Origin of the sequence: Enterobacter sp. PTB, assembly GCF_051130085.1 — a bacterium.
GTDB classification, from domain to species: Bacteria; Pseudomonadota; Gammaproteobacteria; order Enterobacterales; family Enterobacteriaceae; genus Enterobacter; species Enterobacter ludwigii.
In genome coordinates this window covers 86485-105599 of sequence record NZ_JBDKEE010000012.1, presented here as the reverse complement: position 1 = coordinate 105599, position 19115 = coordinate 86485, and the positions used below count along the sequence as shown (strand labels likewise).

The following is a 19115-nucleotide window of genomic DNA, read 5'->3' as shown; positions in this document are numbered from 1 at the left end:
CTCACTTCCTTTTTTATTATTAAAACGCCTTTACGGGTATTACTGCCCGGCGATTTTCATCTCCGGTAAGAGGACTGAACCACACTGTATATTGCTACGTGTTTCAATATCGTTACCGACAGTAACAATATTGCGCCACATGTCTTTCAGGTTGCCGGCGATGGTAATTTCGCTAACCGGATACTGAATTTCACCGTTCTCAACCCAGAAGCCCGCCGCGCCGCGCGAATAATCGCCGGTAATGCCGCTTACGCCCTGGCCCATTAACTCGGTGACGACCAGACCGGTGCCCATCTCTTTAAGCATCTGCTCAAAGCTCAGGCCCTGACCCGCGATTCGCCAGTTGTGAATGCCGCCCGCGTGACCGGTGCTTTTCAGCCCCAGCTTGCGCGCAGAGTAGTTGGTCAGCAGCCACTGCGTCAGAATGCCGTCTTTGATGATATCGCGGCGCTCGGTGCGCACACCTTCGCTGTCGAACGGCGTCGAGGCCAGCCCTTTCAGCAGGTGCGGATGCTCTTCAATGGTCAACCATTCCGGCAGGATCTGCTTGCCCAGCGAGTCGAGCAGGAACGTCGATTTACGGTAAACGGAGCCCCCGGCAATCGCCCCCACCAGGTGGCCAAACAGGCCGGTCGCCACTTCATTGGCAAAAATGACCGGGGCTTTCATGGTGGAGAGTTTACGTGGCGACAGACGGGACAGCGTGCGCTGCGCGCATTCTGCGCCAACCCACTCAGGAGACTGCAAATCGCCCAGCGCGCGACCGATGGTGTAGGCGTAATCACGCTCCATATCCCCGTTCTCTTCAGCGATAACGCAGCTGGAGAGCGAATGGCGCGTTGAGCAGTAGCCCTGCAGCATCCCGTGGCTGTTACCAAACACTTTGATACCGTAGTGGCTGTTAAAACTTCCACCTTCGGTATTGGTGATGCGTTTATCGGCCTTCAGAGACGCCTGCTCGGCACGGGCAGCCAGTTCGATTGCTTCGTCCGGCGTCACTTCCGCCGGGTGGAAAAGATCGAGATCCGGGGCATCGAATGCCAGCAGCTCTTTGTCGGCAACGCCGGCGTAAGGATCGGGCGAGGTGTAACGCGCAATATCCAGCGCAGCCTGCACCGTACGGGCAATGGCATCCGGGCTGAGATCGGTCGATGACGCGCTGCCTTTGCGATTCTGGTGATAAACCGTGATCCCCAGGGCGCCATCGCTGTTGAATTCTACATTTTCCACTTCGCCGTAGCGGGTGCTGACGCTGATGCCGGTGGTTTTGCTTACCGCCACTTCGGCGCCATCTGATTTACCTGAAGCGAGCGTCAGCGCGGTGGAGACGGCTTCTTCCAGAATCTTACGCTGCGCTTCAACTTGTGAGGTTACTTTCATCGCAAATGCCATACTGTAAGAGAGAGTTAATTGAAGTCTAACAGAGAACCGTTTTTCAGTGCGCGTCTTAACTGGTAACATTAGCCTCTTTTTTTAAGGAGCCTGACATGACTAAGCAGCCCGAAGACTGGCTCGACGACGTTCCCGGTGATGACATCGAAGACGAAGATGATGAGATCATCTGGGTCAGTAAAAGTGAAATTAAACGTGACGCCGAAGAGTTAAAACAGCTTGGCGCGGAAATGGTAGAACTGGGTAAAAACGCGCTGGATAAACTCCCGCTCGACCAGGATCTGCGCGATGCCATTGAACTGGCACAGAAAATCAAGAAAGAAGGCCGTCGCCGTCAGCTTCAGCTTATCGGTAAAATGCTGCGTCAGCGTGACGTTGAACCGATCCGCCAGGCGCTGGACAAACTGAAAAACCGCCACAACCAGCAGGTTGCGCTGTTCCATAAGCTTGAGCAGATCCGCGATCGTCTGATTGAACAAGGTGATGATGCGGTACCGGAAGTACTGAACCTGTGGCCGGATGCCGATCGCCAGCAGCTGCGTTCGTTGATCCGCAATGCCCAGAAAGAGAAAGAAGCGAACAAGCCGCCGAAGTCTGCACGCCTGATTTTCCAGTATCTGCGTGAGCTGTCTGAAAACGAAGAGTAAGCACAGCATCGTTGAGTGCCCTCAACCCCGCCCTCTCCCTGTGGGCGAGGGAGAAAAAGCCCGATAAGCGTGAGCGCTACCGGGCTTTTTTTTACTCTGCGACCGCCTGCGCTTTCTTCGCCAGACCGTCCAGCAGCTTCTGATGGATCCCACCAAAACCGCCGTTGCTCATCACCAGAATGTGATCGCCAGGCTGTGCGGCTTTCACCACCATATCCGCCAGCGCATCCACATCCGCACTCCAGTGCGCAGGCTGAATGCAGGCATCGGCCACTTCGGCCACCTGCCACGGAATATGCTGCGGCTGCAGCAGGAAGACTTCATCGGCACGCCCTAAGGATGGCGCAAGATCGTCTTTGCAGATGCCCATTTTCATGGTGTTCGAACGCGGTTCCAGCACGGCCAGAATGCGGGCGGTCCCGCCGACTTTGCCGCGTAAAGCTGCAAGCGTCGCCAGAATGGCGGTCGGGTGATGCGCAAAGTCGTCATACACCGTGACGCCGTGGGCTTCACCGCGCAGCTCCAGACGACGGCGGGCGTTAATGAACGAGCCTAACGCATCCGCCGCATCCGCAGGCTGAACGCCCACATGACGTGCCGCGGCAATCGCCATCAGGCCGTTGTGCATGTTGTGCTCGCCCACCAGGCCCCACTTCACCTCACCCACTTTCTCGCCATCGAGCAGCACTTCCCACTCGGAGGCATCCGCATTGAGTTTTTTCGCCTGCCAGTGCCCCTGCTCGCCCACCATCTCCTGCTCGCTCCAGCATCCCATCGCCAGGGTTTGCTTCAGGTTGATGTCGTTTTCCGGCAGGATGATGCGGCCCTGACCCGGAACGATGCGCACCAGATGGTGGAACTGTTTCTGAATCGCTTTCAGGTCGTCAAAAATATCCGCGTGATCGAACTCAAGGTTGTTGAGGATCAGCGTCCGCGGGCAGTAGTGCACGAACTTGGAGCGCTTGTCGAAGAACGCGCAGTCATACTCATCGGCTTCGATCACGAAGAACGGGCTGTCACCCAGACGCGCAGAAACATCGAAATTACCCGGTACCCCCCCGATCACAAAACCTGGCTTATAACCACAGGCTTCGAGGATCCAGGTCGCCATTCCGGCGGTCGTGGTTTTGCCATGCGTTCCGGCTACGGCAACGACCCAACGGTCGCGCAGCACGAAATCATGCAGCCACTGCGGGCCAGACATGAACGGAATGTTGCGTTCCAGAACCGCCTCAACGCACGGATTACCGCGGGTCATGGCGTTGCCAATGATCACCAGATCCGGCTCAGGATCCAGTTGGCTGGCATCGTATCCCTGAATCAGAGAGATGCCCTGTTTCTCCAGAAGCGTGCTCATCGGCGGATACACATTGGCGTCCGAACCTGTCACTTCATGGCCCAGAGAGCGCGCCAGCATTGCCAGTCCGCCCATGAAAGTGCCACAAATCCCCAATATATGAATGCGCATACGTCACTATCCTTCTTCAATGTGGCGCACATTTTACTCACATGTCAGCGACAGCGAAACGCATTTCAGGTAAATCCGTATATTGCTGGCGCGATTCACCTCTGCGCTAATATTTGAATGTTTGTTAAGATTGTTGGGCTTTAGTCGTTTTAGTGAACATACAATCGCTCTACTCACAAAGATGCAGGGAAAGTGTTATGAAAACGTTAGGTGAATTTATTGTCGAAAAGCAGCACGAGTTTTCTCATGCTACGGGTGAACTCACTGCTTTGCTGTCGGCAATAAAGCTGGGCGCTAAGATCATCCACCGTGATATCAACAAGGCCGGTCTGGTCGATATCCTGGGTGCCAGCGGTGCCGAGAACGTTCAGGGCGAGGTTCAACAGAAACTCGATCTGTTCGCAAATGAAAAACTGAAAGCTGCACTGCGCGCGCGCGACATCGTGGCGGGTATCGCCTCCGAAGAAGAAGATGAAATTGTCGTTTTCGAAGGGTGTGAACACGCTAAATACGTTGTGCTGATGGATCCGCTGGACGGTTCCTCTAACATCGACGTTAACGTTTCTGTCGGTACCATTTTCTCCATCTACCGCCGCGTCACGCCTGTTGGCACGCCGGTGACAGAGGAAGATTTCCTGCAGCCGGGCAGTAACCAGGTGGCGGCCGGTTACGTCGTTTATGGCTCCTCCACCATGCTGGTGTACACCACGGGCTGCGGCGTTCACGCCTTTACTTACGATCCCTCGCTGGGCGTTTTCTGCCTGAGCCAGGAACGTATGCGCTTCCCGGAGAAGGGCAATACCTACTCCATCAACGAAGGCAACTACATCCGATTCCCGAACGGCGTGAAGAAATACATCAAGTTCTGCCAGGAAGAAGATAAAGCCACTCAGCGCCCGTACACGTCCCGCTATATCGGCTCGCTGGTTGCTGACTTCCACCGCAACCTGCTGAAAGGCGGTATCTACCTCTACCCAAGCACGGCAAGCCACCCTGACGGCAAGCTGCGTCTGCTGTATGAATGCAACCCAATGGCGTTCCTGGCCGAACAGGCTGGCGGCAAGGCGAGCGACGGTAAAGAGCGTATTCTGGACATCGTGCCGGAAAGCCTGCACCAGCGTCGTTCGTTCTTTGTCGGCAACACCCATATGGTTGATGACGTTGAACGTTTTATCCGTGAGTATCCGGACGCATAACCCATAACACGGGGAGCCCTTCAGGCTCCCCGCTTCATTTATATATTTTACCGTATAAGTGTTTATAAAAAACACGCTTTAATATTCGGTTTTGCTCCTGCATTATTTCCATAACAGTTTGACAAATATTTCCTGGAGCCTAATCGTCATGAAAAATTATTCCCGTGCTAATACCGGCATTGACTTAAATCTTATCCCTGTTTTTATTGAAGTGGTCCGCTGCGGCAGTATGGCAAAAGCCTCCGTACGTCTGGAGATGTCGCGCCCCGCGGTGAGTCTGGCATTAAAACGCTTTAATCAGCTGTTTGACGAGCCGCTATTTTTCCGCAAAGGGTTATATCTTGAGCCGACTGAAAATGCATTAGCATTAACCCAGTCTCTGGAAATATTAATGGGCGACATTCACGATAATATTGGCGCATTAAATTCAGCGACACATAAAACCCCGACACAGAATGCGCCGGGGCGGGAAAATATTATGCCGCTGTCTGAGCCGTCAGTTTAAATGATGCCATGGCGTCCATCAGCTGACGCGATTGCTCTTCCAGCGAGCGCGTCGCGGCAGAAGATTGCTGGACCAGCGCCGCATTCTGCTGCGCGGTTTCGTCCATCTGATTCACGGCAATATTCACCTGCTCAATGCCGCGACTCTGCTCCTGGGACGCGGTCGCAATCTCGCGCATCAGTTTGGTCATGCGCAGTACTTCTGTTGCGATCTCATCCATCGTTTCGCCAGCCTGCTGCGCCAGCTCGCTGCCTTCGTTTACATGGGTCTGAGAATCACTGATAAGCGAACGGATCTCTTTTGCTGCGTCAGCGCTGCGGCTGGCGAGGTTTCGCACTTCACCGGCGACAACGGCAAACCCGCGCCCCTGCTCACCCGCGCGCGCCGCTTCCACCGAGGCGTTCAGCGCCAGAATATTGGTCTGGAAGGCAATGCCGTCAATGACGCTCAGAATATCGGCGATGCGTGCCGAACTGCCGGCGATATCACGCATTTTTTCAATGACGTAGCAGACCATTTCGCTGCCGTGATCGGCGGTGTCAGACACGGATTTCGCCAGCTGGTGCGCCTGCTCGGCGTTGTCTGCATTGAGTTTCACCGTGGCGGTGATCTCTTCCATGCTGGCGGCCGTCTGCTCAAGCGATGTCGCGGTGGATTCCGTGCGCTGGGCAAGATCCATGTTCCCCGCCGTCAGCTCGCGGCTGCCGGTATCAATTTGCGAGCTGGCATCACGTACCCGTAAAACCGAGTTCATCAGAGACTGCCGCATCCCCTCAATGGCCGCGTTCAGGCGGTTAAACTCCTGGCTCGCCGGGTCATTCAGCGTATGGGTTAAATCGCCCGCCGCCACGTTCTCCAGCTGAGCAATGGACGCCGAAAGCGGTTTGAGCAGCATGTGACGCAGTACCAGCCACGCCAGCACAATAATGCCAGCCGTCAGCAGCGCGGCCACCACGATCAGGATCAGTACCCGGTTTTTACTCGACTGCACGGCCTTCACTTCCGCTTTCCCGCGCGCTTCGCTCCATTTCTGAAAGACCTGCATATCATTATCAAACTGCGCCGCCACCGGGATCAGCGTGTTCTCCAGCAGATCGTAATAGCTGTCTGCGCTCTGATCGTTCAGGGCTTTCAGCATCGGGTCGATCCCCTGCTGGTTATAGGTCGCCAGGCTCGCGGCCACCTTATCCAGCAATTTTTGTCCCTGCTCATCCGCCACCCCGCCGTCGATCACGCCTTTCAGCGTTTTACGGGCCTGGGCAATCTCCTGATTGATGTTTTTCACCGATTTGGCCGCGTCATCCAGCATGCCGATTTCCATCATCCGGACCGCCTGACCCGCTTCATTACGCGCGCGCAGGATCAGGGTATAGCCAGAATTAAGCTGCACCATCTGCTCACCCTGAAGGTGGTTGATGCGCTGGAGTGAAGAAGAACTCTGTGTGAGGGCATAAATGCCAATGCCGCTGACAATCAGCAGCAGAAGGGTCATAACGGCCAGTAAAGAGAGCAAGCCGGTACGAATCGATAGCGTTTTAAGCATGATATTATTTCCGGTAGCGAGATATTTCTGGGCATAAAAAAAGAGTATCGGCCGCTACCGGAAAATGTTTAGACTTTAAGCAAATTCAGCGTGTTATGGCTCTGTTACTGATGTGTTTACACGGGTAACAGGCGAACTTTGTCGGTTCTCCCAGAGCACCGTCAGGCCGCGCTGCAGGGCGATAAAAATAAACAACAGAATGCCAATGGCGATCTTGGTCCACCATGAACTGAGCGTGCCGTCAAAGTTGATATAGGTCTGGATCAGTCCCTGGATCGCCACGCCGAACAGCGTCCCCAGCACCGTGCCAACGCCGCCGCTGAGCAACGTGCCGCCAATCACCACCGAGGCGATGGCATCAAGTTCCACCCCGACCCCTGCCAGGGCATAACCCGCCTGGGTATAAATCGAGAAGACGATCCCCGCCAGCGTCGCCAGTCCGGTCGAGAGCATATAGATGCGGATTGTGGTGCTGCGGGTGGAGATCCCCATCAGGTTTGCCGAGGTGGCGCTGCCGCCAATGGCATAGACCTGATTACCAAACCGGGTACGGTGGGCAAGGAAGATCCCCACCACCACCACGCCCAGCATCAGCAACCCCATCGCGCTCAGACGACCGCCCCCGGGGATTTTCCACGCCAGGCTGGAGAGCGTGTCGTAGACAGGATGGTTAATCGGAATCGATTCTTCCGAGACCAGGTAGCTCACGCCGCGCAGGAAGAACATGCCGGCGAGGGTGATAATAAAGGCCGGGATTTTCAGCGCGTCGATCAAAAGCCCCATAAAGGCGCCAAACGCGCAGCCCATCACCAGCACCAGCGGGAAAGCCAGCAGCGGCGAGATCCCCCAGAAACCGATCGCTTTTGCGAGGAATACGCCCGTGAAAGCGATCACCGACCCAACCGAGAGATCGATCCCACCGGAGAGGATCACAAAGGTCATGCCAACGGCGATAATGCCTAAAAAGGCGTTATCCGTCAGAATGTTGCAAATCACCCGGGTAGAGGCGAAGCCCGGGAATTGCGTCAGGCAGTAGAGATAACCCAGCACAAACACGCCCAGGGTGATCATTAACGGTAAATTACGTTTTATCATGGCCACGGATCCCTTTAATGATGCTGACAAAGCGCGGCGACTGGACGATCAGCACGCAGAGCACGACCACCGCTTTCACCACCTGGTTGAGTTCCGGCTGAAAACCGGAGAGCAGGATCCCGGTATTCATACCCTGAATAATCAGCGCGCCGATCACCGAGAGCAGCAGATTAAACCGCCCGCCCATCAGCGATCCGCCACCGATAACCACCGCCAGGATCGCATCCAGCTCCAGCCATAACCCGGCGTTGTTGGCATCCGCACCACGGATGTCCGCCGCGACGATCACCCCGGCAATGGCGGCGCAAATGCCGCTCAGCACATAGGTCAGCATAACCATCAGCCGTGTATTAACCCCGGCGTTTCGCGCCGCACGGATGTTAATTCCGACCGCTTCAATGAACATGCCCAGCGCCGTTTTACGGGTAAAGAGCCAGAACACAAGTAATGTGACCAGCGCAATAACGATCGGCGTCGGGAAGAAGAACAGCTTACCGCTGCCAAGCCATGCCAGGCCGGGGGAGTTGAAGGTCACAATCTGACCCGAGGTGATAAGCTGTGCCACACCGCGTCCGGCCACCATCAGGATGAGAGTGGCGACAAACGGCTGAATTTTCAGGACCGCCACCAGGATGCCGTTCCACAGTCCGGCCAGCACCCCAGTACCTAATGCAGCCAGCAGCACCACCGGCAGGCTGTGCCCGGCGACGGTCATGGACGCTGCCGTGGCGCCGGCGATGGCCATCACCGCACCGACGGAGAGGTCAATCCCGCCGGTGGCAATCACCAGCGTCATACCAATGGCCAGAAGCGCCACCGGGGCGGCGCGGTTTAAAATGTCTATCGGACTGCCAAACAGCCGGCCATCCTGCACGATAATCTGAAAGAAATGCGGGGCGACCAGGCTATCGATCAGCAGCACCAGCAGCAACGCGATAATTTGCGGCGTGCCGGTAGGCCAGGTGAAGCGGCGCCTGGTTGCACCGGTTTGCGGAAGCGAACGGGGCATCACGATTAACTCCTTACGCCGCGATGGCATTCATGATTGCCGGAACGGACAGTTTATCCAGCGGGATCTCTGCCACCTGCTTACGATCGCGCATGATGATGACGCGATCGGCATACCCCACCAGCTCTTCCAGCTCGGATGAGATAACCAGCAGCGCCAGACCGTCTGCACACAGCGTTTCGATAAGCCGGATAATTTCGGCATGCGCCCCGACGTCGATACCGCGCGTCGGTTCATCGAGGATCAGGAACTGGGGTTTAGTCAGCAGCCAGCGTGACAGCAATACCTTCTGCTGGTTGCCACCGGAGAGAAATTCAATGGGCTGTTCAGCGCTCGGCGTACGTATACCGAGCTGACGGATAAATCGCTCGGCAATGGCGTTTTGTTCTTTCCGCGGGATGGGGCGTAGCCATCCGCGCTGCGCCTGCAGAGCCAGAATGATATTTTCCCGCACCGAGGCGGCGGCAATTATGCCATCGGTTTTCCTGTCTTCCGGGCAGAAGCCCACGCCCAGGCAGGAGGCCTGATGCGGCGATCGCAGGGTCTGCGGTTTACCTTTGATCAGCGCGCTGCCGCTGTCCGCAGGTTTGATCCCGAAGATCACCTCGGCGGTTTCGGTGCGCCCGGAACCCAGCAGGCCCGCCAGCCCGACAATTTCACCGGGCCGCACGTCCAGATTAAAGGGCGAGATCACCCCTTTTTTGCCGAAATCGCTGAAGGCTGCGACCGGTTTCTCGCTGAGCAGCGTGCGGCCTGCACGCTGAAGCGCGTTGGTTTCCAGCTCGCGGCCCAGCATCATTTTGACCAGTTCTATCTGCGGCAGCTCGCGGGTTTCGCGGCAGCCGACAAAGCTGCCGTTGCGCAGCACCGTGATGCGATCGCTGACCTCATACACCTGATCGAGGAAGTGGGTGACGAAGATCAGGCTTACCCCCTGATCGCGCAGCTGGCGCATCAGGGTAAAGAGCATTTCAACTTCCTGGGTATCAAGGCTCGCGGTAGGCTCATCAAGGATCAGCACTTTCGCGGAGAGATCGATCGCCCGGCAAATCGCGACAATTTGCTGCATCGCGACGGAAAAACGGTTCAGCGGTTCGCGAACGTCCAGGGAGAAGCCATAGGATTCCATCAGCCTGGTGGCCCGCGCTTCCATCTCTTTGCGTCGCAGCAGGCCGAAGCGTCTTGGCTCACGGCCGATAAACAGGTTATCCGCCACCGACATATTCGGCAGCAGGTTCACTTCCTGGTAAACCGTCCCAATCCCCAGCTGCTGCGCATGGGCGGTGTTTTTTGGCGAAATGGCGTTGCCTTCTAGCCAGATTGTGCCGCGATCGGCATGGTAAACGCCGGTAAGTGCCTTAATCAGCGTCGATTTTCCCGCACCGTTCTCTCCCAGCAGCGCCATAATCTCACCGCGTCGCAGGCTAAAATCAACGTTATCCAGCGCTTTTACACCGGGGAAAAACTTGCTTAAGCCCTCTGTGCGGAGGATTTCCTGGTGTTGTGTGTCGGTCATGTTTCCCCCTCACCCTCGCCCTCTCCCGGTTGGGGAGAGGGAAATGTTCATGCCAGTCTACCCGCCCTTGTATACCCTCTCCCCTCAGGGGAGAGGAGTGGGGTAAGGGGCGAGGGAAAAGGCCTTAGTAGCCCATATTTTTCTTCTTCTCTAACTCTTCTTTCGCGGTGTCAGGCAGGTAGAGCGTCGATTTGGTGATCGTCACTTTTTCAGGCAGGGTGCCGTCTTTCTTGAATTTCTCCAGCGCATCGAATGCCGGGCCAGCCATGTTTGGCGTCAGCTCCACGCTGGCGTTCGCTTCGCCGTCCATCATCGCTTTATAGATATCCGGCACGCCATCGATAGAGCCAGTGAGGATATCTTTGCCCGGCTTCAGACCCGCTTCTTTGATGGCCTGGATAGCCCCGATCACCATGTCATCGTTGTGGGCGTAAACCATGCAGATGTTCTTGCCGTTGTTTTCAGCCTTGATAAAGCTCTCCATGACCTCTTTACCTTTACTGCGGGTAAAGTCGCCGGACTGAGAGCGGATAATCTTAATGTTTGGCGCTTTGGCGATGGCTTCCGCGAAGCCTTTCTTACGATCGATGGCCACGCTCGCCCCAACGGTACCCTGCAACTCAACGACGTTACACGGCTTGCCATCCACCTGTTTCACCAGCCAGTCACCAATTAATTGGCCCTCGAGAACGTTATTGGCGGTGACGGTGGTCATATAGAGAGATTTGTCTTTTACATCAATGGAACGATCGAGCAAAACAACCGGGATCTCAGCGTCTTTCGCTTCCTTCAGGACCGGCTCCCAGCCAGTGGCCACGACCGGCGCAATAAAGATGGCATCAACGCCCTGGGCGATAAATGACCGCACGGCTTTGATCTGGTTTTCCTGTTTTTGCTGCGCATCGGCGATTTTCAGGGTGATACCGCGTTTCTGGGCCTCGCTTTTCGCAACGTTGGTTTCTGCCGCTCGCCAGCCGGATTCAGAGCCGACCTGGGAAAAACCTACGGTTAAAGGGGCGGCCATCGCCATAGACGACATGGCTGCCGAAACTGCTGTGACAAGAAGTAAGCGCTTCCACATATGAACGTCCTCGTAGGGGTGTTTATTGTTGGTTAAAAGATGTTCTGCGAAATGACTATAGCCAATGAAATATGTAACGAATTGCGTTACATCACACTTCAGAAAAGTGAATAAAACGTTAATCACAAGTTTGTAATCGCTTTCATTTCACCATTAAAAAAGCGGCTGAGTTTATGGATTTTCCTGTCATGGAATCGGTCTGAAAAGTGGGGAGAACGTGGAGAGAAGACGAAAACAGGCGGAGACATTCAGCGCCAGTTGGCTATAATACCTGCCACTTGTTTACCATCCATTTTAAAGGACACAGACATGAGCTTACTCAACGTCCCTGCGGGTAAAGAACTGCCAGAAGACATCTACGTAGTTATCGAAATCCCGGCTAACGCAGATCCTATCAAATACGAAGTGGACAAAGAGAGCGGTGCGCTGTTTGTAGACCGTTTCATGTCTACCGCCATGTTCTACCCATGCAACTACGGTTACATCAACCACACCCTGTCTCTGGACGGTGACCCGGTTGACGTACTGGTCCCAACGCCATACCCGCTGCAGCCAGGCGCAGTCATTCGCTGCCGTCCTGTTGGCGTGCTGAAAATGACTGACGAATCTGGTGAAGATGCGAAACTGGTTGCTGTTCCGCACACCAAACTGAGCAAAGAGTACGATCACATCAAAGATGTGAACGACCTGCCAGAACTGCTGAAAGCGCAGATCACTCACTTCTTCGAGCACTACAAAGACCTCGAAAAAGGCAAGTGGGTTAAAGTTGACGGCTGGGAAAACGCAGAAGCAGCGAAAGCGGAAATCATCTCCTCTTTCGAACGCGCTGCGAAGAAGTAATTCTTACCGCTGAATAATAAGGCCCCGCGAGTCGGGGCTTTTTTGTGCCTTGCGTCTGACGCGACACTGGTACGCTAAATACGGTATAGCGGGTAACATTTCAAGGAACCAGCAGAATATATGAGCTTGTGACCCCAGGTTTTTGACCCCGGCAGAGCCGACCTGTTTGAAGAGCTTGCAGGGTATTATGAGAGTGATGACCTGATATTTACCGAGATAGGTCTTTGATATCATCTAACGCTATTAATAGGCTGTATTTGCCCTACTCGCTGCGTTAAAACAATTACCGACGAATATGCCCGTTTCGTGTCTGCTTCAGGGCTTGATGAAGACAGGTGTGTCTACCCTTTTTGTTGCAATGTACAGCGGAGAGTAAACGGCATACCCTGAGCTCAGGTGCTACTAATATCACCCATAGCTATTTTTTAATTGAGTTGCTGGTCAGCACACTCCTGACCGTCGCGATTGTGGGCGTTTTACATGCTACGTTTCTTTCTTCACAGCATAAAGATGGGCTACATAAAGGCGTTTGACTGTTACGGTAAAGACAGCAAATGGCAGTATCTCTGCATCATGACATTCCAGCTCGCCTGGTTTTTGTTTTATTTATGGATCCCCTACCGTAGCGATTATGCCATTTTGCTGTTTTTACTGTTTTTTATTCCCGTCATTTCAAGCAATAAGCGGTGCATCAACTACTACGGCTTTTCACGCGCCCTGTGCCTGATATGGCTGGTTGCTCCGTACATCATGCTTTTTGTTCCGCTGTTTTTGACCCGACGCCGAAGCACAGAAGAGAGCTAAGCCCATAAAAAACAACGCCACCTGACGGTGGCGTTGTTTTTTTCAGTACTGGTCTCTGTCTAACCAGTTACCGCTTACAATCCGCTTTAACCCCTCGACCGGACGCTGGTAGACGTACATCCACGCACTTCCATACGGCGTCTGGATCAACTGGCGAGCGTATTCACCGCCCCTGGTGCGCAAGGCATCAAGTTCGGCAAGTGTAGCATTATCAATACGATAAACTTCACCCTGTACTGTTCCTTCCCCAGGAACCGCGCCTGGATAGTGGCCCAGGCTATACAACTGGTAGTTCTCGATATTGTAATTCCCCAGCAGCAGGGCATTGGTCATCCAGTGACTGTTGCCTTGCTTGGTTCGTAAACTGCCGTAGACAAATATTCGCATTGCTAAAACTCAAACTGATAGAGCAGATCAAGTGCCTGGTCTACGCCGGACACTGCTTCCAGATATAGCTTAGGCATAAGGCGATAGCGTAACGTGAGTGTTGCCAGTGAGTCAAAGATCCCCACGCCATATTTTACCTGCAGACCCGGCAGTACATAGCCACTGACCACCACTTGCGAGGAGTCACCCACGCCCTGAGTGTCCAGTGCCAGATTGCTTACGCCGAACGTCTCGCCGATTTTACCCACAACCTGCCCACTTTGTGCAACCCCCAGACCCACTAACATCGAGGTCATCGCTGCACTGTCGCTCTGGCCGCTCTCCAGTCCTTGCCCACGCAGCAGGTAAGACAGGGCTTCCTGTTGCGACATTGCCGGGTCGGAGAAGATCTCCGCCTTCGGCTCATCAGCAGAGCCGGTAACGCGAACACCCGCAATAACGTCGTTTTCGGTGGCTTCCGGGTTACGAATCGCTTCGATATTGAGCAGTGGCTGATCCGGTGGGCCGGAGAACAGCAGCTCACCTTTACGCACAATCAGATCCTGACCATAGGCATGGAAGCGCCCTTCAGGAATATTGATCTGGCCGTTCAGACCCAGTCCCTGTTTGTCCTGCGCGACTTTCAGATCCCCCGTCAGTCTCGCCTTCAGCCCAAACGCATCCAGACGCACGTTATTGCCGACGTGAACGGTGAGATTACTGTTGATCGGAATACCGGCGCTCTTCTGCTCAACGGGTTTGAGATTTTCATTGAGCATGACTTCGTCACTGGAGACGCCCACCGCGCTCTCAGGCACCTCGTGCACCACGATGCGTGCCCACGGTACGTCCACGTTGCCGTCCAGCGTGAAGAGGCTTGGGGTGGCTTCAAAGACAATATCCGGGGATACGTCCAGACGTACCATCGGCGGTACGGTGATCCGCACCTTACTGCCTTTGGCCGCGACACGGGCCCGCCAGTTATCAAGCTGGCTCCAGTCGGCGTCGCCGCTGAGGTTGATTTGCCCCTGCTGGGTACGCACCACCCCGGCGAGGGTCGAGCTCATGCCGTTGAAGTTCATCGCAATCTGGCTTGGCTGCATATCAAACGGCATAAAGTTGCCGTCGATATCCACGCCGTTAAGCTGCATCTGGCCAAACAGCTGCGGGCTTTGCGCATTGCCCGCCAGGCGCAGGTTCGCGCTGAGCATCCCCTCCGCTTTTTCTCCACGTGAGAAAATCGGGTTGGCCATCGCCAGGTTGAAATTGCGGATATTAACGTTACCGGCGAGATTACGGCGTCCTTGCGGATCGGTAATCTGCACCTGCCCGTCAAACTGACCGTTGTTGGTCAGACGGATCAGCCACCCCAGCTCTGCGCGGTTGTTATGCAGATCGGCACTCAGGTTGAGGGTATCAAACGCCACCGGCAGCGGTGCGTCGTTCACCTCCTGTATCACCTTCACGTTACGACCAGAGAGCGTCACGCTACCCTGCGGCAGCCCCTCTTTGGTCGTGTCCCATGCGACATCGGCTTTCCCGCTAAAGACGCCGCTGGCCTGAGTCGTCTCCGGCATAAACGGTTTTAGCATCGCCAGGTCGAAGCGATTAAGGTTGATCTGCGCACGCCCTTCAGCCCCCGCATCAATGGTCTGCGGCACGCACAGTTCCGCATTCGGGTTGGTCCAGCAGTGCGGTCCGATACTGATCTTTTGTTCGGCGTTGCGGTAGTCCAGCGCGATAGAGCGGGACAGCGCCAGCGGCCCTACCGGGGTGTTGAAGCGGGTATTGTCCAGCGTCCCTTTCCAGCGCGCCTGTTTGCGATCAAAGCTTCCGGTCAGATGAAGCTGACCGGATACCGGCTCGCCCTGCACCTTAAGCTGGAGATCGTGCTGTTTTTCGTTACCTTTGGCATCCAGAGTGACCAGATTAATGTTCACGTCGGGCTGAGAAATGCGCTCCACGCGCAGGTTCAGGTTACCGCCAATCTGATCGGTGGATTTCACATCCCCTTCGACGCGAACCCGCGCAACGGTCAGCGCCTGCCAGCGCAGGTTGCTGGCGGTGATATCGGCCAGCAGCTGCGGAGCCTCTACCGTGCCGCGCACCTTCACTAACCCTTTCGCCGTACCGCCCAACCCTGGCAGGGCGTTATCCAGATTTGGCGCATCAATGGTGGCATCGAGATTAAGATCTTTCACCCCCAGCTCGCCTTTGATATCCGCCGTGTTACGGCCCAGCGCCACGTGCAGACCCGGGATCACCCACTGCAGATAGCTGTTGCCCTTCAGCGAGCCTTCAACGTTGACCTTATTCTGCTTCACGTTACCGGTAAGCTTGATTTCCGGCACGTCCATCTGCCACGTACCGCCATACAGGCTGCCGCGGGTTTTGATCAGGCCGTCCAGTTTTGATGGCCAGTCCGGCACCTCTTTGGCCGTGTTGATCCCCGTCAGCTTCAGCTCGCCGCGCCAGCTGATCGCCTGCTGCCAGTCGAGCAGCGCGGTGAGTTCAGTTTTGCCTTCCAGCGCCGCGACGGTCAGTTTGTCGAGATTCACCTGCTGCTCGTTGCCTTTAGCATCCAGCGTAATCGTCGCAGGCGGAACACCTTGCCCCTTCACCGCCGTGCGGAATGACAGGGTGTAATCCGTCATTTTGCCGCTCAGCTTCAGCTTCAGGTCATCGGCCTGGAACTGTTTTTCGCCGGTGAACGGCCAGTAGAGCTGCTTACTGACAACCTCAAGGTTGAGCGGCAGCCCCGCTTCCGCCAGCTGCGTTTGCGCGCGCAGATCCATATCCACCGGGCCGGAGAGGTTAACGCCGACATCCAGTTTATCGCGCAGCGCCCCGCCCACGTTGACCTTCACTTTTTCGCCTTTCAGCGGGTCGATGTTGAGCGAACTGTTCAGGGTGATATCCACCGGCCAGTTGTCGCGCAGCAGGGCATTCCCTGACGCGTTAACCGAGCCCTGGTTGGTGTCGATATCCAGCGCGTCGAGTTTCATGTTGCCGTCGATGCTGCTGACTTTAAGCAGCATGTTGAAGACCGTCAGATCGGTATCGCCAGTGAGACGCAGCTGCTCGCCTTTGAACTCTTCGATATTCAGGTTCAGCGGCAAATGAACGTCCGTCATCTCCGGCAGCACAGGTTTAGAGAAGAGATCTTTCAGCGTTTCGCCCAGCGGTTTCTCTTCCGGCTGCGGGTTCTGGATCTTCGGTTCGACAATTTCTTCCTGCGCCACGTCCGCCACTTTCGGCAGCGCAATCAACAGCCCCTGAAGGGAGGTTGGCGTCAGGGTGAGGTTTTTCTCCTGCCAGCGCAGGCCGGAGGTGAAATCCATGACGGAGACGGTGGTGTCGTCGATTTTGACATTGACGTTATCCAGCGCCACCCGATAGAGGGCAATCGGATACGGTGTGGAGAGATTCAGCGGGCCGCTATCCTCTTCCTCAACGGGTGCCGATTTCGGCATTTTCTTCGAATCTATCGCCACGTTAACGTCTTTCAGCGACAGATCGTTAACGCACAGCTTGCTGTCCCGCAGGCAGCCCAGCTTCACCGCGAGGTGAAATTCCCCCGCGTTTACCGCCACGCCAGGCTGCTCATAGCGGATGTTTTTCAGACGCAGATCGCGCCAGCCGCCTGTCACCTGGCCAATTTCCAGCCCGGGAACCCAGCGGTTAGCCGCGTTAAACAGCAGATGCAGGCCAGACGTCGTTCCGACCAGAAACGCCACCGTACCGAGCAGCAGTACGATAAAAATCAGCACCCCGAGGCTTATCTTCTTCCATAAACTCATAATTCAGGCCCCAGACCGATGTAAAACTGTAAACCGTGTTCTTCTTTATCACCCACCGGCACGGCGAAATCGAGCTTGATTGGCCCGACGGGAGACTGCCAGCGTACGCCCACGCCCGCGCCGGTTTTAAAGTCGCTGCGGCGGATATCGCTTACCGCTTCGCCGCCGTCGACAAACATCGCGCCCCACCATTTTCCGCTGACGTTGTACTGGTACTCCAGCGAGCCGGTAGCCAGCTTGGAGGCACCAATCAGCTTTCCGTCATCATCTTTCGGCGCGATGGATTTGTATTTGTAACCGCGAATACTGCGGTCGCCACCGGCGAAGAAGCGCAGATCCGGCGGAACTTTGTCGAAGTCGCCGGTTTCAATCCAGCCGAGGTTGCCGCGCATCACGAAGCGGTGTTTGTCATACAGCGTGCGGATCCAGACGTTTTGCGCCTGAATCACCGAGAAATCCACATCGGAGCCCCACATGGTGTTGGAGTAATCGATGGAGTAACGCTGGGAATCACCCCAGGTTGGCATCAGGCCGCCGCGCGAGCGGGTGCGGCTGATCATCACCCCCGGGTAGAGCAGCATGGTGGTGTTGGTGACGTTGGCCTGGGTAAAGTGGTCCAGACTCCAGCGCAGGTTAATGGCGCGCTGCCAGCCGCTGGAGAGGTCCCAGTATCGCGATACCGCAAGCGTGGTGGAATCTGCCTCGGTATCGTTCAGGTCGGTACGCTTAAAACCGCCCTGAACAAGGTAATACTGTTCAAGCGGGTTTTTCAGCAGCGGCATTTTGTAGCTGAAATCGAGCTGCTGTTCCGGCGCTGAGATACTGGCGCTGGTGGTCAGGCTGTGACCGTATGAGTTCATCCACGGCTTTTTCCACGTGGCTTTCACGCGCGGACCGACGTCGGTCGAATAACCAACACCGGTCTCAATGGTGTTCTCGGTGCGCGGCGAAACAACGCCATGCAGCGGCAACACCTTGGTTTTGCGCGATTTATCAAACTCCGGCGCGACAACCACCGAGTTAAACCACCCGGTGGCGGAGAGGCGGCGGTTCAGCTCCGCCAGATCACGCGACTGGTAGTAATCGCCCTTTTTGAAAGGCACGAGGTTTTGCAGATACTCTTCACGAATTTGTGAGCCTTCGAAGGTCACATCGCCGAAACGATAACGTTCGCCGCTGTCATAATCGATATCCCAGAAGGCCTGGTGCCTGTCGAGCGCAATGCCCAGCTGGCTTTTGTCGAACTGGCTGTCAAAGTACCCCTTACGCAGGGAGACGCTCGTCAGCTCTTTTTTGAAATGGTCGTAGTCACCGTGGTTCAGCACGGTACCGTTTTTCGGCCGCGTGCTGAGCAGATCCAGGTAATCCCGGTCCGTACGCGCGCCGCCGCGCAGAATGACGTTAGTGCCGCCGATCAACACCGGCTCACCCGGTGAAACGCGGGCAATAAGCACCTGTCGCCCCTTCTTTGGCGGCGGACGGAGATCGAAATCAATGGTGGGTTCGTAATAACCCAGCGCTTTCAGCCCTTCGCGGATCGCATCATCCACGCGCGCGCGAAAACGCCGGTCCGGCGTCACTTCGTCGCTCTCGATGGTCGACAGCTGCGCACGCACGTTTTTTTCCAGCGCCCCGGATAACCCCTCAACCTGCAAACGGACATTCGCCGCGCTGGCAACCCCGCTTGTCAGCAATAAACTGACCAAACATAACTGGCGGATTTTTGTCACGTTTTCTCCTGAATATCCCTTTTTCCACCCTGGAAGCAAATGAAGTGCCGCTCCGCGGCAAAATACGGCCTGTTAGCCAAAAACCCACATCACGGGTTGAAAACGGGTGTAACACCCAAATAT

15 protein-coding genes are annotated in these 19115 nt (G+C 55.6%); 5 read left to right on the top strand and 10 right to left on the bottom strand.

Annotated features, from left to right (window positions below; translation table 11 throughout):
* Positions 1-39: 39 nt before the first annotated feature.
* Positions 40-1392, bottom strand: a complete 1353-nt coding sequence (gene pmbA, locus AAIR21_RS16015) for a metalloprotease PmbA (protein WP_020882904.1) — start codon at positions 1390-1392, stop codon at positions 40-42.
* 95 nt (positions 1393-1487) lie between these two features.
* On the opposite strand from pmbA, the gene yjgA reads away from it, so the two are divergent.
* Positions 1488-2039: a ribosome biogenesis factor YjgA gene (gene yjgA / locus AAIR21_RS16010; RefSeq protein ID WP_014168373.1), complete on the top strand. Its 552-nt coding sequence runs from the start codon at positions 1488-1490 to the stop codon at positions 2037-2039.
* A 91-nt stretch (positions 2040-2130) separates the two neighbouring features.
* Here yjgA and mpl read toward each other — a convergent pair whose 3' ends face one another.
* Positions 2131-3507: a UDP-N-acetylmuramate:L-alanyl-gamma-D-glutamyl-meso-diaminopimelate ligase gene (gene mpl / locus AAIR21_RS16005; RefSeq protein WP_020882905.1), complete on the bottom strand. Its 1377-nt coding sequence runs from the start codon at positions 3505-3507 to the stop codon at positions 2131-2133.
* A 197-nt stretch (positions 3508-3704) separates the two neighbouring features.
* Here mpl and fbp point away from each other — a divergent pair, with 197 nt between their 5' ends.
* The gene (fbp, locus tag AAIR21_RS16000; RefSeq protein ID WP_020882906.1) at positions 3705-4703 is read left to right on the top strand and encodes a class 1 fructose-bisphosphatase; all 999 of its coding nucleotides are present in this window, start codon (positions 3705-3707) and stop codon (positions 4701-4703) included.
* A gap of 148 nt (positions 4704-4851) precedes the next feature.
* Positions 4852-5208: a helix-turn-helix domain-containing protein gene (locus tag AAIR21_RS15995; protein WP_025205788.1), complete on the top strand. Its 357-nt coding sequence runs from the start codon at positions 4852-4854 to the stop codon at positions 5206-5208.
* Here the strand turns inward: AAIR21_RS15995 and AAIR21_RS15990 are convergent.
* The 5 genes from AAIR21_RS15990 to ytfQ all read right to left on the bottom strand — a co-directional run bounded on the left by AAIR21_RS15990 (position 5180) and on the right by ytfQ (position 11452).
* Positions 5180-6751 carry a methyl-accepting chemotaxis protein gene (locus AAIR21_RS15990; RefSeq protein ID WP_025205790.1) on the bottom strand — a complete coding sequence of 524 codons (1572 nt, stop codon included), beginning with the start codon at positions 6749-6751 and terminating at the stop codon, positions 5180-5182. The genes AAIR21_RS15995 and AAIR21_RS15990 overlap by 29 nt on opposite strands.
* Positions 6752-6844: 93 nt before the next feature.
* Entirely contained in the window at positions 6845-7846 is a 1002-nt protein-coding gene (gene yjfF, locus AAIR21_RS15985; RefSeq protein ID WP_020882909.1) for a galactofuranose ABC transporter, permease protein YjfF, read from the bottom strand.
* Positions 7833-8858, bottom strand: coding sequence for a galactofuranose ABC transporter, ATP-binding protein YtfT (ytfT, locus tag AAIR21_RS15980; RefSeq protein ID WP_104440426.1), 1026 nt, complete (start codon positions 8856-8858; stop codon positions 7833-7835). Before ytfT ends, yjfF begins: the two co-directional genes overlap by 14 nt.
* 10 nt (positions 8859-8868) lie before the next feature.
* A complete protein-coding gene (gene ytfR / locus AAIR21_RS15975; protein ID WP_032681853.1) occupies positions 8869-10371 on the bottom strand; it encodes a galactofuranose ABC transporter, ATP-binding protein YtfR in 1503 nt (500 codons plus the stop codon).
* A 124-nt stretch (positions 10372-10495) separates the two neighbouring features.
* Positions 10496-11452, bottom strand: a complete 957-nt coding sequence (gene ytfQ / locus AAIR21_RS15970; protein WP_020882912.1) for a galactofuranose ABC transporter substrate-binding protein YtfQ — start codon at positions 11450-11452, stop codon at positions 10496-10498.
* Positions 11453-11761: 309 nt separating this feature from the next.
* Between ytfQ and ppa the strand changes: the two genes are divergently transcribed.
* Together ppa and AAIR21_RS15960 are read left to right on the top strand one after the other, a co-directional pair.
* A complete protein-coding gene (gene ppa / locus AAIR21_RS15965) occupies positions 11762-12292 on the top strand; it encodes an inorganic diphosphatase (RefSeq protein ID WP_020882913.1) in 531 nt (176 codons plus the stop codon).
* Between the two features lie 510 nt (positions 12293-12802).
* Complete coding sequence (locus AAIR21_RS15960) at positions 12803-13096, top strand: hypothetical protein (protein ID WP_434681499.1); 294 nt, start codon at positions 12803-12805, stop codon at positions 13094-13096.
* Positions 13097-13138: 42 nt separating this feature from the next.
* Here the strand turns inward: AAIR21_RS15960 and AAIR21_RS15955 are convergent, their stop codons facing one another.
* The 3 genes from AAIR21_RS15955 to tamA are packed head-to-tail and all read right to left on the bottom strand — an operon-like array spanning position 13139 to position 18992.
* Complete coding sequence (locus AAIR21_RS15955) at positions 13139-13483, bottom strand: gamma-glutamylcyclotransferase family protein (RefSeq protein ID WP_014168360.1); 345 nt, start codon at positions 13481-13483, stop codon at positions 13139-13141.
* A 2-nt stretch (positions 13484-13485) separates the two neighbouring features.
* Positions 13486-17262: an autotransporter assembly complex protein TamB gene (tamB, locus tag AAIR21_RS15950; RefSeq protein ID WP_183516813.1), complete on the bottom strand. Its 3777-nt coding sequence runs from the start codon at positions 17260-17262 to the stop codon at positions 13486-13488.
* On the bottom strand, positions 17259-18992 hold the full coding sequence (gene tamA / locus AAIR21_RS15945) for an autotransporter assembly complex protein TamA (RefSeq protein WP_020882918.1): 1734 nt from the start codon (positions 18990-18992) through the stop codon (positions 17259-17261). The genes tamB and tamA overlap by 4 nt, the downstream gene beginning before the upstream one ends.
* Between the last annotated feature and the right edge of the window lie 123 nt (positions 18993-19115).